General features: G+C 51.4%; 16 protein-coding genes. 10 read left to right on the forward strand and 6 right to left on the reverse strand.

Going from position 1 to position 17,278, the window contains the following annotated elements; genetic code table 11:
* Positions 1-1,347, reverse strand: a complete 1,347-nt coding sequence (locus tag SB13_RS09390) for an SrfA family protein (protein WP_026740105.1) — start codon at positions 1,345-1,347, stop codon at positions 1-3.
* A 596-nt stretch (positions 1,348-1,943) separates the two neighbouring features.
* Between SB13_RS09390 and oxlT the strand changes: the two genes are divergently transcribed.
* Together oxlT and SB13_RS09400 are read left to right on the forward strand one after the other, a co-directional pair.
* Positions 1,944-3,203, forward strand: coding sequence for an oxalate/formate MFS antiporter (gene oxlT, locus SB13_RS09395; protein ID WP_026740106.1), 1,260 nt, complete (start codon positions 1,944-1,946; stop codon positions 3,201-3,203).
* A 169-nt stretch (positions 3,204-3,372) separates the two neighbouring features.
* The gene (locus tag SB13_RS09400) at positions 3,373-3,678 is read left to right on the forward strand and encodes a hypothetical protein (RefSeq protein ID WP_026740107.1); all 306 of its coding nucleotides are present in this window, start codon (positions 3,373-3,375) and stop codon (positions 3,676-3,678) included.
* A gap of 300 nt (positions 3,679-3,978) precedes the next feature.
* On the opposite strand, the gene SB13_RS09405 is transcribed toward SB13_RS09400, so the two are convergent.
* Positions 3,979-5,061: an NADH:flavin oxidoreductase/NADH oxidase gene (locus tag SB13_RS09405; protein ID WP_026740108.1), complete on the reverse strand. Its 1,083-nt coding sequence runs from the start codon at positions 5,059-5,061 to the stop codon at positions 3,979-3,981.
* Between the two features lie 201 nt (positions 5,062-5,262).
* Here SB13_RS09405 and SB13_RS09410 point away from each other — a divergent pair, with 201 nt between their 5' ends.
* A complete protein-coding gene (locus SB13_RS09410; protein WP_026740109.1) occupies positions 5,263-5,691 on the forward strand; it encodes an OsmC family protein in 429 nt (142 codons plus the stop codon).
* A 90-nt stretch (positions 5,692-5,781) separates the two neighbouring features.
* On the opposite strand, the gene SB13_RS09415 is transcribed toward SB13_RS09410, so the two are convergent.
* A complete protein-coding gene (locus tag SB13_RS09415) occupies positions 5,782-6,681 on the reverse strand; it encodes a LysR family transcriptional regulator (RefSeq protein ID WP_026740110.1) in 900 nt (299 codons plus the stop codon).
* Positions 6,682-6,785: 104 nt separating this feature from the next.
* Here SB13_RS09415 and SB13_RS09420 point away from each other — a divergent pair, with 104 nt between their 5' ends.
* On the forward strand, positions 6,786-7,115 hold the full coding sequence (locus SB13_RS09420; RefSeq protein ID WP_026740111.1) for a YciI family protein: 330 nt from the start codon (positions 6,786-6,788) through the stop codon (positions 7,113-7,115).
* Between the two features lie 361 nt (positions 7,116-7,476).
* Here the strand turns inward: SB13_RS09420 and SB13_RS09425 are convergent, their stop codons facing one another.
* From SB13_RS09425 to SB13_RS09435, 3 genes are all read right to left on the reverse strand, one after another.
* Entirely contained in the window at positions 7,477-8,343 is an 867-nt protein-coding gene (locus tag SB13_RS09425) for a YopJ/AvrA family T3SS effector serine/threonine acetyltransferase (RefSeq protein ID WP_036150266.1), read from the reverse strand.
* A gap of 88 nt (positions 8,344-8,431) precedes the next feature.
* Entirely contained in the window at positions 8,432-9,484 is a 1,053-nt protein-coding gene (locus SB13_RS09430; RefSeq protein ID WP_026740113.1) for a type III secrection system effector, WxxxE family, read from the reverse strand.
* 154 nt (positions 9,485-9,638) lie between these two features.
* On the reverse strand, positions 9,639-11,279 hold the full coding sequence (locus SB13_RS09435; protein ID WP_036150268.1) for a methyl-accepting chemotaxis protein: 1,641 nt from the start codon (positions 11,277-11,279) through the stop codon (positions 9,639-9,641).
* A gap of 290 nt (positions 11,280-11,569) precedes the next feature.
* Here SB13_RS09435 and SB13_RS09440 point away from each other — a divergent pair, with 290 nt between their 5' ends.
* The 6 genes from SB13_RS09440 (at position 11,570) to SB13_RS09465 (ending at position 17,276) form a co-directional block, all read left to right on the forward strand.
* On the forward strand, positions 11,570-11,836 hold the full coding sequence (locus SB13_RS09440; RefSeq protein ID WP_026740115.1) for a YjbD family protein: 267 nt from the start codon (positions 11,570-11,572) through the stop codon (positions 11,834-11,836).
* A 275-nt stretch (positions 11,837-12,111) separates the two neighbouring features.
* Entirely contained in the window at positions 12,112-12,810 is a 699-nt protein-coding gene (locus tag SB13_RS09445) for an expansin EXLX1 family cellulose-binding protein (RefSeq protein ID WP_026740116.1), read from the forward strand.
* A gap of 241 nt (positions 12,811-13,051) precedes the next feature.
* Positions 13,052-13,975 (forward strand): glutaminase B, encoded by a 924-nt coding sequence (gene glsB, locus SB13_RS09450; RefSeq protein ID WP_026740117.1) that lies wholly within the window; start codon positions 13,052-13,054, stop codon positions 13,973-13,975.
* A 73-nt stretch (positions 13,976-14,048) separates the two neighbouring features.
* Complete coding sequence (gene lhpI / locus SB13_RS09455; RefSeq protein WP_026740118.1) at positions 14,049-14,969, forward strand: bifunctional Delta(1)-pyrroline-2-carboxylate/Delta(1)-piperideine-2-carboxylate reductase; 921 nt, start codon at positions 14,049-14,051, stop codon at positions 14,967-14,969.
* Between the two features lie 219 nt (positions 14,970-15,188).
* Complete coding sequence (locus SB13_RS09460) at positions 15,189-16,025, forward strand: mannosyl-3-phosphoglycerate phosphatase-related protein (RefSeq protein WP_026740119.1); 837 nt, start codon at positions 15,189-15,191, stop codon at positions 16,023-16,025.
* Positions 16,026-16,046: 21 nt separating this feature from the next.
* Positions 16,047-17,276, forward strand: a complete 1,230-nt coding sequence (locus SB13_RS09465) for a glycosyltransferase family protein (protein WP_026740120.1) — start codon at positions 16,047-16,049, stop codon at positions 17,274-17,276.
* Positions 17,277-17,278: the final 2 nt, after the last annotated feature.

Consider the following 17,278-nt stretch of genomic DNA (forward strand, 5'->3'; position numbering starts at 1 on the left):
TTATTTACTCTCACGCTTAATCGTCATCGGTAATATCGTATCGGCGTCAAAACGGCCTTTACAGTCTGCCGCCTCAGCGTTGTCCACCCGGTTACAGACGACTTCCGGCATGCTGTAACGCGAGCCGTCGCTGCAGCGCGCACGATAACGGCTGTTGATCACCAGGTTGCCCGACTGATGCAGCCCGGCTTCGACGTCCGCGCGACAGGTGACTTTATCGCCGTAGGTGAATCTCACGCGGCCTTTACCGTTCTGGATCTGATACTTCAGCACCGGCGGTTTGCCGGTCAGCGGGTTTTTCACGATGGCGGTCGCCTGCCAGTTACCGTTCAGGAAGCGGACGGAACCAACGCGGATGGACTCCGGCGGCATGACCAGCACGCCTTTAGGCGCTGGCGTTACGTGCGCAGCGTCGCTGGCGGGTGCGGTTTCCGGCGCTTTTTCTTCATTCGTCACCGCAGGCGGAGCGACGGGCGGCATTAAGGTGGCATCGCCCAACGGCAGCCCCGCAAAGCTCAGAAGCGGAGATTCAACCGGCGCAGTCGTTGCATCCAGCACGCGTTTCTCAGGCGTAACGACGACCTTAGAGGGCGCTTTCGCTGAAGGAGGCGACGAAACGCAACTGCGGATCTGCATACCTAAAGTGACCAGCAAACCGGCGCAGGGGATCAGCCACCACGCACGCATCCAGACAGAACGCGCGACGGGTTTCGGTTCGTCCGGCATGACGAACACCGGAGCAGCTTCGACGGGGGTTTCCTCTGGTTCAGACGCCGGTTCCGGCTCTTGAGACTCGGGTTCAGGGACTTCAACCGGTTCCGGCTCGGGTTCAGGGATTTCCTCGATAACAGGCGGTTCGGGCGGCGCCACGGGGCGCAAGCATTCGAGCGCGTCGGCGCGGAATTTTTTACCGAGATTGACGAAGCCCCAGAAGGTAATGACCGGCTTATCATCCACCAGATAGACATGATTCGGGCCGGGGAACTGAATGGCTTTCGCCAGAAGAACGCCAAACAGTTTCAGCGCGGGCTTATCGGAGGCCTGCGCCTTCTCGCTAATCCCGGCAATAGTTTGCTGGTACTGTTCCAGCAACTCGAGCGCATGCTCTCGCTGTTCGTCGCTCGCCGACATCCAGGACGTCATTTTGCCTGCGACGGGCGCATNCCAGTCGATGCGATCGCCTTTTTCATTGGACTGAGGTATTGCCAGACAGTCAGCGATCGGCTGCTGCTTACGAAGACGCAGTGTTTCCCTGAGTTGCAGCGCCGAAGCGTAAACGGGCTGTCCGTTCTCTCCTAACGCCAGAAAGTCGTCCAGATTGCCACTGCGTAAAAATAGTTTTGCCACGCCAAAGAGACCTTGTGTAGTAGATGTTTCACGGCAGAAAAAGCTCGGTATATGTCTGCGCCAGCGTAAATTCTACCTTTTTGCAAGCAATTCAAACGCCAAAAGAAACGGCAAAAGGAGTAAATGCTTGCCTTATCAGCGTTAATTTTGCCCATACCAAGGGTAGCCCGTAACGCAAGGTAATGAAATGCTGAACAGCGATCCCCTGCACCTCGACAAAGCCCAGTCCCGCCGATGTGAGAGGAAGCGAATGGACAAAAAGAGTGCGCGACCGCACCGGATTTGCACGATGAAACCTTTTTTACTGCGGTTTTCCCAGTTTGGAAGACACAACTGTCCCCTGGCCGTTTCCCTCCGATAAGCGGATATCTCCGACGTCTCCCGCAGCTCCGTCGCGCATTCAGTCAACACGTTACCCGTTAATCCACCTGTCTCCGCTTCCCGCGCTGCCGACAGATGGCATAGATAGTGCTTCTTCCCCACCGGGTCAGCACGTGTCGTCGTGACAAAAAGACCGGCTTCCCGTCGCAGTATCGCCGTTTTTGCAACGCATTCTGAGGATGCGCGATGACATTGATAATCAGGGGAAATGAATAATGACAGCGCTTAGCATGCCGATTCGGGTCTCTGCCCGCACCAAGTGGATTCAAATGGTGTTGGGATTGATCTGTATGGCCTCGATATCCAGTCCGCAATACGTCTGGACCTTAATGACCAAACCGTTAACAGAGAAAATCGGCGTCAGCCTGCCTGAACTGCAAGTGACGTTTTCTCTGCTGATTATCCTGCAAACTTTCTTCTCGCCGTTTCAGGGCAGGTTAATTGACCGTTTCGGTCCACGCCTGCTGATCTCGTTGGGGACGCTGTTGTCAGGACTGAGTTGGGTGCTCTCCGCACAGGTCCAGAATCTGGCGATGCTGTATTTGGTCTACGGTTGCCTTGGCGGTCTGGGAACAGGGATTGTGTACGTCGGCGTCGTAGGGTTAATGGTACGCTGGTTCCCGCGTCATCGCGGATTCGCCGCGGGCATGGTGGCCGCAGGCTATGGCATGGGCGCAATTCTTACCACGTTCCCGATTTCAATGAGTCTGGGTCAACAGGGGCTGGAGTGGACGCTGCTGGTCTTCGGGGGCATTTTCGCCGTGGTGGGCCTGCTGGCCAGCCAGGGATTGAAAGTGCCGGTTGAAGAGGACACCGCATCGCAGCCGCCCAGCAAGCTGGAGCAAAGCCGTCGGCAGTTTACGTCCAAAGAGATGCTGAGGCAGCCGTTGTTCTGGCTGATGTTTCTGATGATGGCGATGATGTCGACGTCCGGCCTGATGGTCACTTCGCAAATGGCGATCTTTGCGCATGACTTCGGCATTACCAGCGCGGTCGTGTTTGGGATGGCGGCGCTGCCGCTGGCGCTGACTATTGACCGATTGACTAACGGATTGACCCGCCCCTTGTTTGGTTTCATCTCCGACCGCTTCGGGCGTGAAAAGACGATGTTCATCGCCTTTGCGCTGGAAGGGTGCGCCATGACGCTCTGGCTGATGTCACGGGACAACGCATTGCTGTTCGTGCTGCTGTCGGGCGTCGTGTTCTTTGGCTGGGGGGAGATATTCTCGCTATTTCCTTCAACGCTGACCGATACATTCGGCACGCAAAACGCCACCGCTAACTATGGCTGGTTGTATATGTCGCAGGGCGTAGGCTCCATTCTGGGAGGGCCGCTGGCGGCATTGCTGTATCAATACACGCAGGGATGGCACGTCGTCTTCGGCTGCGCGATTACGCTGGATTTTGTCACCGCAGCGTTGGCGATAGGGGTGCTCAAACCTTGGCGTTCCAGGTTTATCCGCAGTCATAGCTAATGAGGCCTGCGGGGCCTACAGCTGCCTGCCCGTATGCTCTCAAAATAGTGGCTTTTGTGCCATAACCCGCGGTGCTATCCCCCAACGCTAAACGTGTTGATATTCTGTTTATAGGAACTCGATCGCAGTATAGTTAGAGTTAACTTTATTTTACTTTTGATTGGGTATCATGAAAAAGACCGTTGTTATGACGTTAATCCTAATAAGCTTGACGGGTTGTGTTCAGTATCAGTGGGTTAAGCCCGGCACCGACAAGCAGCAGGAGGTTATTGCTGAAACGCAATGTAAAGCGCAGGCGCTCAGGGATTTGCCACCTGACAATCAAATCTCGGGCAAGTACACATCTAAAGATGAAAAACATAAAACTATTAGTACAAGCTACTCAACGAGTGATGAAAATGAGAGTAAGCGAGACATCCTGGTGAAAGACTGCATGTATCGCAAAGGCTGGACACAGATTGAGATCCAGCATTGAGAAATAGTTGAAATTTTCTGCTGAAGATAGCCCCACATATCTATGTGGGGCTTTATTAAAAATATTTATCTTTTATTCATATTGGTGATCTGACCACGGTTGATTTCATGTTTGAAACCACCCGCATCCTTATGGGTTACCAGTCCCGTAAATCAGTTGGCGCCTGACGCATTGCCGTGGGTGGACGATATCCAGGGGCAAACATGCATGATGTGATATTTGTTGAGTCTGATTGACAACCCGCTGTCTCACAGGCGTACAGGCAGTGACCGAAGACGTTGCCCCGGTCACTGCCATCGCTTACCCAAATAAACCCCGCAGATAATGCGGCTCACAGCGCAAATATTGCGGCGAAACCGGTATCGTATCGCCCAGCTTAGCGGCGGCATGCCACGGCCAGCGGGGATCGAACAGTACGGCGCGGGCGAGGGCGATGAAATCCGCCTGCCCGGTTGCAATAATGGCTTCGGCCTGTTCCGCTTCGGTGATCAAACCCACGGCAATTGTCGCGATGCTGACCGATTCGTGGATCCTGGATGCCAACGGCACCTGGTAGTTAGGGCCTACGGGGATGTCCTGCTCGGGAGCCAGCCCCCCGCTGGAGACATGGATATAATCGCAGCCTAACGCTTCCAGCTGTTTTGACAAGCTGACCGAGTCTTCAACGTTCCAGCCGCCGTCAACCCAATCGGTGGCGGAAATCCTCACGCCCACAGCGATAGAGACCGCTTCCCGGACGTCCGCGAAGACCTCCAACACCAACCGCATACGATTTTCCAACGAACCGCCATAGGCGTCGCTGCGGTGGTTGGATAGGGGGGAGAGAAACTGATGCAACAGGTAACCGTGGGCGGCATGCAGTTCAATCAGATCGAATCCCGCCTTTTCAGCCCGTTCGGCGGCAGCAACAAAATCTGCCCGCAGCAGGTGGATTTGCTCCATCGTCAGCGCCTCCGGCTGGCGGCTGTCCCCATAGGCCAGCGCGGAAGGCGCCACCGTCTGCCAGCCGCCATCGGAGATGGCGACATCCGCGCCCCCTTTCCAGGGTTCCGCGGTAGAGGCCTTGCGCCCCGCATGGGCAAGCTGAATACCGAGCTTGATAGGTGAATAACGTCGAATATTTTCTACCTGTTTCGCCAGTTCGGCGGCCTGTTCATCGTTCCAGATCCCCAAATCTTTAGGGCTGATGCGGCCTTCGGGCTGAACCGCGGTCGCTTCCAGAATCAACAACCCGGCGCCGGATTGTGCCAGATTACCCAAGTGCATGGTGTGCCACTCGCTGGGGAACCCTTGTTCGGCGGAGTATTGGCACATTGGGGCGATGATGATGCGATTATCGAGTGTCAACGCTCCCAATTTTGATGGGGTGAAAAGTTGGCTCATACGTTTGCCTTAGCGGTGAGAATAAAATGATGGAACCGAAATCGTTCGTTGAGTAATCAGTGTAAGCCAGAATCATCAAGGCGTCAGGGGCGATTCGGGCGAGCCCATCACAACAATACGCCATTGACGTTCCGCGAAATCAGGCAAGATCGGTATGACTTCCTATACTTACTGTTCAGTCTCATCAACAGGAGAGAAAGCATGACCATTCATAAGAAAGGGCAAGCCCACTGGGAAGGCGATATCAAGCAGGGTAAAGGTACGGTATCGACGGAAAGCGGTGCGTTGAATCAACAGCCGTATGGTTTCAACACCCGTTTTGAAGGTAAACCAGGTACTAACCCGGAAGAGCTGATCGGTGCCGCGCATGCTGCCTGTTTTTCAATGGCGCTGTCGCTGATGCTGGGCGAAGAAGGTTTTACACCGGACAGTATTGATACCAAGGCTGTGGTATCGCTGGACAAAGCAAACGGCGGATTCGCCATCACCAAAATTGAGCTGGAAAGTGCGGTCAAGGTGCCAGGCATTGAAGAAGCTGCCTTTGACAAAATCATCAAAAAAGCCAAAGCCGGCTGCCCGGTCTCACAAGTTCTGAACGCCGAGATCACGCTGCAGTACAAACTTAACTGATCGCTTATCGCCGTTGCCTCCGGGATGCATCCCGGAGGCAGTGAACCCGGTGAGTCGTCATCCTCCCGATATGGCCACACTCCATTACCCCTATCGTGCCGCTAGGTAGTCCTTGAGCTCGTCAATAAAGACCCGAGTTTTAGCTTCGTGACGCTGCGCCGGACTGAACAAAGCATGCAAGGGTCTGCCCGGAAATTCATAATCAGACAGTAACTGAACCATCTCCCCGCGCATCAACGCGTTTGCCAGTGCCTTATCGTATCCTAATAAAATGCCAGCCCCACTAAGCGCGGCGCTAAACAGGGCACTCCAGTCATTCACCGTCAAGCGGCTGGCGACCTCAACGGCGATCTGTTCACGACCTTTCATGAAAACCCAGCGATTCGTTAATCCCGCACGCCAGGGGGAAAATCCCAGACATTCATGCTGAGACAATTCTTCCGGTCGTGTCGGCGTGCCCGTACGCTGCAGATAGTCCGGCGCGGCACAGACAATCAGCCGATAGGCGGGCAAGGGCACAGCGACCTGACGCAGATTCTTATCCGGCTCACCGATGCGAATAACGACATCAAAACCGTCCGCATCCGGATCGGACCATTCATCCGAAAGGACTACTTCAGCTTTTACGTCAGAATAACGTTCCAGAAATCCCGTCAAGAAAGGCATCAGCGCAGAGCGTCCGAACGTGACTGGCGCATTTATGCGTAATGTGCCAGACAACACTTCGCTGTGATGGCTCGCACAACGTTCTGCATCATCAATATCGGTGAGAATACGCAAACAGCGCGTGTAATAGTCCCGACCGACAGCGGTGAGGCTTTGTTTTCTCGTCGTACGGTTCAGTAAACGCGCATTGAGCCTAGACTCCAGAGAGGCGACGTGACGAGCCACCATTTGCGGTGACATATCCATTTTCTCCGCGGCAGCAGCAAATGAACCCAATCTGACGGCGGAGGTAAATACTCGCATGCTGGTGATTGTATCTGGCATTAACAACTACCCGTTGTGAGTGAACCCATCAGATGCTGATTTTAGCCATTAACATGAGGCATTACACTTTCTCTGTCGTTGAATAAAACAGCAGGAGAGTCATCATGGGTATTTATGTCGTCAGAATGGACCATCCGAACGGAACAGGATGGAACACGCATGTCGCGGAACATGTCCGATATCTTCAGGAACTGATCGAAGCCGGCCGACTGATAGCGTCGGGTCCGCTAAAAGAAACGCCGCTCAGGGCCGGGTTTCTCATTTTCCGCGCTACGACGCTGGATGAAGTGAAAGCGATGATTCATGCCGATCCGTTCACACGCGAGAACCTGATTGTAGATTTAGACATACAACGGTGGGATCCGCTGTTCGGTCAGCTGTCAGATCTATCGAGCCAGGATATTCCTGCGGAGCTGAAGGGCGGTAACAACTAAACCGTGTGGCTGATTCACAAGGGGCAAAGGAAACGCCACTGAATCAGTTAAACCAAACCTCCAAACTCACTGCACATTCTTGTGTGGTGTATTGATATTTCGCTGCGTGGGATAGCGCAGCGGGGTAGCTGTATGGGGAAAGACCGGGAAGCTGTCGCAATGTCTATGCCCATTAATCCAATTTAACATAATATACATTATGCGAACCAAGATAAGTATAGGCGGGAATGGGCTTTCTCGTTGCGTCACATTGGTCGTCTCAATGCGCCGAGTCCAACACCACTTGCCTAGATCATAATGGGCGTCTTAACCAAACTATGGAGATGTTCGGCATGACGCCGCGCCATGCTCGATACGCTCCTTATGGTTTGAGCAGTGCTTTGTATTCAGTGATTCTTTTCTTGTGTGCCGAGATTGATAATTCCTTCCCGTCTGTCACAGCCAGATTGTTATTAAACCGATGAAGAATGGTTTCATTTTTTTTGTTAACGACAGTGCTCATTTCCTGTGGATTCATATTCAAATATTCATTAAGGCGTCTTTCGCCCTGAGTATGCTTGTAAAAAGTCACGGGGAGATACGCATCCAGCTTGTCGTGAGGTAAATGCCTGCGACTATCACACAACGTGCCGTTGATATTATCTGTATGTAATTTCTGTAGTTTGTCTTTCTCAATGTGAAGCTTTTTTGCCAATGCCAAACTAAAAACGCCGCATTCAGATGAGCTTCTCTGAATATCCATTTCCACCATAGAGAAATGACAATCAGGTAATGGATCGCGTTCAATGGCCATTTTGGTTCTGAGTGCCAGTATCGCTGGCCCCATACCATTAAAGCTAGTAGGTTCAAACAATATTAAGGACGTTTTTCCATTTATGTGTTTGTGATCGATGACACAAAAATGTATCCCACCTTCCCCCATGTTAACAATGAACCTGGAAGATTCGATGCCTTGTTCAATGGCGTTTTTGATTTCCACAGGGAGATCCTGGGGGGACGTGACAAAGTTAAGATTAATTCCCGGATATTTTGTTTTTGCCTGAGTTATCAATGCAGGCATCACTTGTATATCCGTGTATGCATAATTCTTTCGAAGCCAAGTTCCATCCGCTATGTCGTTTTCTAAATTTATAACGATACTTTTCAGCTCTTCGTTACTGAATGATGCACTGCCCCATTCTTTTGATAAATTATCAAATACATTTACTGACGATATTGAACCGATCATACATATTTCTCCTTTCAGAAAACGCGTCTGTCTTATAGACGATTTACGGTAGAGAACGCCTATCGCATGCGGATGTATAAAAACATATTTAGTCGACTGGGTTGGCCTCCAAATAGCTTCTTATTGAATCACGAACTGATGAACGTATAATGTGCTGCCAATCATCAGGAAGATTCATTTCGTCTCTGAAAATATCCTCAAATATTTCATTCGATAATGCGTTAACGAGATCGGTGGTGATAATTTCTTTGACATTTCTATCAACGGAGGTTTTTGTGATAAAATCGTAAAACGATTCGTCGTTACGGATTAATGTTAACACGCAGTATTTGATTGAACTTTGTGCACCTACACTATTTAATTGAAATTTATAACCACTTAGATCTTCCTTTATACGATTAAAAATGATGTCTTTATTTTTAGTTGAAAAAAGAGCTTTCCTGTGACCAACCTGATTATCTATTTCTTTATTAATAAAGGCTGAAATATAGGTTTCTTTTTCTTGCTCTTTCCACAGTTCAAATTTCTCACCTTTCTGTGCTGATGCGATCTGATTACTAACATCTTCGTAAACTGTATTGAAATTTAGTTTAAAGCTATTATTTTCATACGATACACAAAACAAACCACCCATCATCCAGATAACACTATCAGTAAGTGGCTGCGGTTCCATTTTTCGATATGTTATGGATAATCCCTCCACATTCGTTTCATACTCTCGTGGAACGCCAGGCATGATTTTGCCATCGTATATAAATGTCTTACCCAGTATAGTGTAATTACATAACTCACCACTCATATCGATACACATAAAATCTTTTCCATTTTCATCTTTGATATGCAGCTTACCTGTCGATGAGCTATCAATATGATTATGGCAAAATCTTTCCTTGTATCCTGGGGAGGCGAGTTCTTTTAATCTAAAGAAAATACTCTCCACTTCACCACTCGTCATTTCTGGCGAAGGATGACACAATTTAAACAAACAGGCTAAAGCCTCTCTTTGCCCTGTAGTACAAAAGAAATCTTTTATTCTCTCCCATAGCGTCAAATGTGGTTGGGTATGATCCATGAGCATCTCATTTATTCTATCGCTACTGATACTTGCCGTTAAAAAGGAGTTACCAACCGTGATATCCATAAATTCTTCCAAATAAAGCAGCTTAAAAGATGAAAATTATTATATGGTTATGCAACCTAACGGTAATAAGCTATTCACCTTATCTATTCTCCTTACTCTTCGGGGATAAAAATAAGCCAGCGACGGGTAAATCGCTGGCTTGAAATAAACACCACTACTTAGTCATAAATTGGTTCAACGTGAACTTCGCGACTCCCTGATTTAGACGCTCAGCCTGCTCTTCCAGCGACGTGGCCGATGCGGAGGCATCCTGCACCAACGCGGCGTTTTGCTGAGTGACGTGATCCATCTCGGAAACGGCCAGAGAAACCTGATTGATACCACTGCTTTGCTCATCGGAAGCCAGTGCGATTTCGTTCATAATACTGGTCACGTTATTGATCTCAGTGACAATTTCCTTCATCGCATTACCGGCTCTGTTCGCCAGATCCGCACCTTCTTTCACACCGGTCTCAGAATCTTTGATTAATCGGGTGATGTCCGTCGCGGCGTTGGCGCTCCGCTGAGCCAAACTACGTACCTCCGCGGCCACAACCGCAAAACCTTTACCCTGCTCTCCCGCACGGGCGGCTTCAACCGCGGCGTTCAGCGCCAGGATGTTGGTTTGGAACGCAATGCTGTTGATCAGCGCGATGATCTCGGAAATTTTGTCCGAGCTACGGGTGATATTTACCATCGACTCAACAACCCGCCCTACAATTTCGCCCCCTTCCGTCGCCTTTTTCGAGGTATTGCCGACGACCGTTCGGGCATGGTGCGCATTGTCGGTGTTTTGCTTAACTGTCGCCGTCAGCTGTTCCATGCTTGCGGCCGTTTCAGCCAGAGCGGCGGCCTGCTGCTCGGTGCGTGCAGACAAATCAGTGTTCCCGACGGCGATCTTGCTGGAGCTGCTGTAAATGGATGCGGCGCTGTCACGCACGGAAAATACGGTGTCGTAAAGCGATTGCTGCATCTGCTGGATATTGTTGCCCAGAACACCAATTTCATTTTCACCCGTCGGGATATTAGGTTGTGTTAAGTCCCCATGTGCAATGGCCTGAACACGGGAAACCCAATATCGGGTAGGATTGATAATGACGCGGCGAATAATGATAAAGGTCATAAAGACGAGCACAAGCGTCAGTATGAACGAGGCGCCCATCAGAATATAGCTCAGCCGTGAATTGCTTTGGGCATTGTCGTTGATCGCCTTTTCTCTCTCCACACGGTACAGATAAGAGGCTTTCAGAGGCACATCATATTTTGCGTCTAAAGCATCAACGACATCAGACTCAAAATTATTGATTTCCTGAGCCGTTCCTGTTTTAGCCAGATTAAACATCGGAGTGATGCCGATGTTGATGTAGTCATTGTATCGGCTTTCAAGTTCGCGATCGCGGGAGAGCTCGGATTCAGCGCGATTGCCACGTTTGATATAGCCATTGAACATTTGCTGAGACAGCGAAAGACGCATCTCCGCCGCACTCATGCTGGCATTGTAACGATCCATCTGTCCATTATTTCTGCTGTTAGCGGCATGCATCAGGTTCATTCGCGCCGCACGCATATGGTTTGCGCTGTCAACCAGCTCCATGCGCACATTCAGTTCCCGGTTGGAATCATCCAGAGACAACTTGCCCTGCCACAAAAAGTAAGACGCCGTGCCAATTGCCACGGCGAACAAAACTAAAACGACGGAGAAGACAAGGATGAAGAGCGGAGTCAATCGTAGATTTTGCCCACCACGCAACGCGACTTTTTCTTTTCCGGCCGCAACTCCCTCAACGGGCACCCATTCATTAAGTTCATGACTCATATTATTTTCTCACAATATTATATATTTCGGCTTGGTTCTGGACGTTGAATATTTCCTGAGTCAATATCGGCACTTAGACGGAGAAATTGATGTTTTTCTTTCACAACGATAAAAACCCTTCTTTACCAGTGGTTGTTGTTAGCCGCCTCAATAATTGCAATATGATATTTTCCTATGATGAAAAATAATCCGTAGAAATAGATACGATACGAAATAGAGTGTCGATTTTTCTGAATGTCGCGTTCTTTTCCCCTATAATGACTATCCAATCCCAACGCGGAATGAGAGTTATGCCCAGATTAACGCAGAAAGACATGACCGAAAGCGAGCAACGTCAACTCAAAACCTTGCTCGACCAGGAAAGAAAGAAGCACGGCCGGCCGCTGACCAACTCAGAAAACAACCACCTTAAGGACGAATTCATCGATAAGCTGATGCGAGAAAGGGAAATTGTCGCCAAACAAGCCCGCGCAGAAAAGAAGAAAAACAAATTTAAACCTGATACCTCCGCAACTTATCAGTGGTCTGCAAACACCCATCTTCGTGGTCACCGTTAAATGATTATTGAGTTATTCAATGCTCAATAATATCGTTCTCAATAACACCAAAATAATGCTCCTCCTTATCAGTGGAGGGGGGGTATTTTAGCCATTCACATTAAGATAAATAACCTTGATTAAGCTTTCTCTCTGTTTTATAAAAGTAGCGCCCCAAAGAAGGATATAAATAAGAGGCGGTAATTTAAATGTGATTTCGATCACTAAATGATTTTCCTCAATATTTCACTTTGGGTTTCCATTATTTTCTCAATAACTTCATATCGGACGTGAACATGAAAAATAAAACACCTCTATTAATTTCCTTATTAATATCTCTTTCGTCAATGGCATTTAATAATGCGCACGCATCCTGGGGTATCAACGATGTATGTCGGGGCTCTGCAACGGCAACCGGCTCCGGATATTCCGGCGGCGCTTTGCTATTGGATCCGATATCCAGCGACATGGAAATCACGGCATTAAATAGCAACCAGCTGAACTATAACGGCATCAACGCCGCTATGGCGGGGGCTTATCTCAAAGTGACCGGTCCTAAGGGCAGCACGACCGTGTATGTGACCGACATTTACCCCGAAGGCGGCGATTGTGCGCTGGATTTATCTTTCAACGCCTTTCAAAAAATAGGCGACCTGCAGGACGGCATTATCAATATCGAATGGCAACTGGTTGAAGCTCCGGTATCAGGAAATGTCATCTACCGTATTAAGGAAGGTTCAAATCCTTATTGGGCTGCCGTACAGGTGCGCAACGCCAAATATCCTATTATCGCCATGCAATATATGAAGGATAACAATTGGGTGACCGCGCCCAAAATGAGCTATAACCACTTCATTCTGGAGAATTTGGGAAACAAGGTCACGAAAATCAAATTCACCGATATCAAGGGGCGTCAGTTAGAAGATGTATTGCCGCAAATGCCGGAAAGCACGTCTCAGGCCTATATGGTGGTCGGCAACGTTCAATTGCCGTAATGCGCGCCAAGTGTCGGCGAACTTGATGGTTGTTTGACCCTACACGACACTCACCCTTTGATGATGGCCAGGCAGACTCCCTGCCCGGCTATTTTTATTGCTCCCTCTCAACGCATCCTTGTGGTCGATCGTTCACCCTTCATGCTCTCCAGTTTTGCGTCTGACCTGAAGTCTGTGAAAAAATAGGCATCATCTTGTTCTCAAACTCATTTTGAAGCGTGTTATACGCCGGAGATTCGCATTGGCCGCACTCAGCAACGGTTTACTGGAAGAAATACTGGAAGACGTCCGCCCGTTGATTGGGCAAGGCCACGTTGCGGATTACATCCCTGCCCTTGCCGGCGTCGCGCCAGACCATCTGGGGATCGCGGTTTGCGGCGTTGATGGCTCATACTATCAGGCGGGCGATGCCGACACGCGTTTCTCTATCCAGTCGATATCCAAGGTACTCTCCTTGTCTCTGGCGCTGACGCGTTATCAGGACAGCGAGATCTGGCGCCGCGTCGGCAAAGATCCGTCGGGACAACCCTTTAACTCACTGGTGCAGCTAGAACTCGAACACGGCAAGCCCCGCAATCCTTTTATTAATCCCGGCGCGCTTGTCGTCTGCGACATGCTGGAAACCCGACTCGCCGCACCGCGTCATCGGATGCTGGAACTGGTGCGTTCGCTGACCGACCAGCCCGACATCGACTACGACCGCACGGTGGCGCAGTCTGAATTCGAACATTCCGCTCGCAATGCCGCGATCGCCTGGCTGATGAAATCTTTCGGCAACTTCGATAACGACGTGCCCAAGGTACTGCAAACCTACTTTCATTACTGCTCACTGTCGATGAGCTGTGCAGAACTCGCGCGCTGCTTCCTTTTTCTCGCCAGTCATGGGCGTTCACAGGGCAATACGCCCGCGTTGTTATCTTCGCGTCAGACGCGTCAAGTGAATGCATTACTGATTACCAGCGGCATGTACGACGGCGCCGGGGAATTTGCCTGGCGCGTGGGGATGCCCGCCAAGTCAGGCGTTGGCGGGGGAATTATTGCCATCGTGCCGGGAGAAATGAGTATTGCGGTATGGTCACCGGAGCTGGATGCGTCGGGAAACTCGCTCGCGGGCATTGCCGCGCTGGAGCGGCTGTCAGAACGGCTCGAATGGTCGATTTTTTAGCATCAATGAAGGCCGACGACGTCGTCTCCTGACGCCCTGGGCCGCTATTTCAACTCAAATTCAGGGAGTCTTAATGAAAAGCCAGTCTTACGTTACCTATAACCGTGAAGATACCGCCAAATTGCTTAGCTTTTCTGCGCTGGTTGATGCGATTGCCCACGCCGCGGAAGAGTATGCGACAGGCGGGATTCTCAGCCCTGAGCGACTGGTGGTTCCCATGTCGGAAAGCGCGGTCATGCTCAGCATGCCGGCCGTCAGCCATGATGTGGCTATCCACAAACTGGTGAACGTCGTCCCGGATAACAAAAGCCGTCACATCCCCACCATCCACGGGTTAGTCACGGTATTCGACGCACAAACTGGCGTTCCACTCTTCGTGCTCGACGGGCCGGAAGTCACCGGGCGTCGCACCGCCGCCGTATCCATGCTTGGGATTCGTACCTTCATGCAGACGGCCCCTGAGGAGGTTCTGCTCATCGGCACCGGCACACAGGCGGTTTACCATCTGCAAGCCATTGCCGAACTGTACCCAAACTGCAAGGTGTGGGTCCGGGGGTCCCGTCCCGGACGCGCTGAAGCCTTCTGCGAACACCACGCGTCTCTTCATCCCTCGCTTGCCCCCTGCGAAGCCGATGCACTCCCGGAGAGCGCCAACGTCGTCATTACCCTCACGACGAGCACCTCCGCGTTTTACCATGCGGATGCGCGCCCGGAGGTCTTGGTCATCGGCGTCGGCGCCTTCAAGCCGAATATGGCGGAAATCGGTCCCCGTACGCTGGCGGGAAGCGACATCTACGTTGACGATCCCGAGGGCGCAAAACAAGAAGCCGGCGATTTGCTTCAAGCTGGCGTGGATTGGGCCTCCGTCCGCTCTTTGATTAGCGCCTTGCGTGATGCACCGACGACAAGACGGCCTATCGTGTACAAAACGGTGGGTACGGGCGCGTGGGATCTGGCGGCGGGTCGCGTCGCCCGCGCCGCGCTGGGCATCTAAGTCTGCCCCCACCTCTCCCTGCTTACCGGCAGGGAGACTCGGCTGCGGCTCATCAAGTTGCACAAATGGAAATACGTGCATACGCTTAGTGAAGCGTAAAATGCAGCGGCCGAACTCATCGTTCTGATTTTAAGACTCTTTTCCTACTGTCAACGCTGCGTCCCTATACCTGCCAAAGCTACCCTGTTATGTCCCCCCATCATCATTAACGGAGGTCAAATGCCTGAATGTGCAGCTGAATGGGTAATTTTTACCGATCTGGATGGTTCGCTGCTGGACCATGACACTTATCGCTGGGACCCCGCATTGCCGTGGTTGGCACGCCTGCGGGCCGCACAGGTGCCGGTGATTATCACCACCAGTAAAACGGCCGCCGAAGTGGCGCCGCTGCAGCATTCTTTGGGGCTCAGCGACACCCCGTTCATCGCCGAAAACGGCGCTTTGGTGACGCTTCCCGCGTCCTGGGAGAATCATCCTGATTTCCCTCACAAAATCTTTAGCACTGACTACCCGAATATCTGTCGCACATTGAACCGTTTGCGGCTGGAACACGCGTTTGATTTCAGGGGGGTTTCAGAGATGACGGACGCCGAGGTGGCCGATATAACAGGGCTGGCAATAGGCGATGCGGCACTTGCACGGCGCCGGGAAGGTTCAGAACCGTTGATATGGTTGGGCAATGACGTTGAACTGGAACGCTTTGCCGCTTGTCTCAAGCCCTATCAGCTCGCGTTAACTCAGGGCGGCCGCTTCTACCATGTGATGGGCGAAGCCGTCAGCAAAGGCCATGCGGTGGAGTGGCTGACGAAGCAGTATCAACGACGGGCGGGATCCGCTATCACCACACTGGGACTCGGCGATGGACCGAATGATCGAACTCTGTTGGAGGCCACGCAGCACGCCGTCATCATCAAGGGTGCCGTTAGCGATAAAGTGACATTGTCACTTGAATATCTTGGCGAAGTCTACCGCACAGAGTTCCCCGGACCACGGGGCTGGAGCGAAGGCCTCAGCCACTACCTCAGTCAAATCATAACTGACTCATTAAACGGTTAATTATTAAGGGAGAGTGAAGGCATGAGCGATTTTTATCAGGATGGCATTATCACCAACTTTCACAACCTGACCCAGCGCAGCGTAGAAGAGTTGGAATACGATCTTCAGGTGTTTTCAGGCCAAAACAGCATGGGCCTGATTCTGCCCTCGCTTTTTTCAGAGCTTGAGGGCCCGGCCCTCAGCAACATTGTAGAGATGTTGGCGCAAGTGCCCTATCTGGGAGAAATCGTTATCGGGCTGGACAGAGCCGATCGCGATCAGTATCAGTTCGCTCATTCATTCTTCTCGCGCCTTCCTCAGCGCCACCGGATCTTATGGAACGACGGACCGCGCCTGACCAAGTTGAGTCAGGAACTCGCGGAAAAGGGATTGGCGCCGATGGAACCGGGCAAAGGCCGTAACGTCTGGTTCTGCGTGGGCTACATTCTCGCATCCCGTCGCTCGTCCTGTATCGCGCTGCATGATTGTGACATTGTCACGTATGACCGCAGTATGCTGGCACGCTTGCTCTATCCCATCGCCAACCCTCACTTCCACTACGACTTCTGCAAGGGCTATTACGCCCGCGTGGCCGAAGGAAAGCTGAATGGCCGCGTTGGCCGCCTGTTAGTGTTTCCCCTGCTCAAATCGCTGCAAAACGTGTATGGCAACTCGGATTTTCTGGAATATATGCGCAGCTTCCGTTACCCGCTGTCCGGCGAGTTCGCGATGCGCAGCCACGTCTTGCGCAACCTGAGGATCCCGAGCGACTGGGGGCTGGAAATTGGCGTTCTGTCAGAAATTCATCGCGGCACGGCGACCAGCCGAATCTGCCAGGTGGATATCGCGGACAACTACGACCATAAACATCAGCCGATGTCGGAAAACGATCCGAACGCCGGGCTACAACGTATGGCGATGGACATCACTAAAGCGCTCTACCGTAAACTGGCGATTCAGGGGGTGAATATCACCACCGACTCTTTCCGCGTGCTGCGCGCAACGTACTATCGTACCGCGCTGGATATGATCGATTCGTTCGAGCATGACGCCCGCATGAACGGTTTGCATTTTGACCGTCATACGGAAGAGTCCGCGGTTGAGCTGTTTGCCGATGTCATCACGCAGTCGGGCCAGGTCTTTAGCGAAAGCCCGGGAGACAAGCCGTTCGTCCCCAGCTGGAACCGCGTGCAGTCCGCCTTTCCGGATATATTGGAACGCCTGTACGAGGCGGTGGAAGCCGACCGTCAGGAGATTTCGTCCGAAGAGTGAAA

The organism is Lonsdalea quercina subsp. quercina, from assembly GCF_000688695.1.
Lineage (GTDB): Bacteria > Pseudomonadota > Gammaproteobacteria > Enterobacterales > Enterobacteriaceae > Lonsdalea > Lonsdalea quercina_D.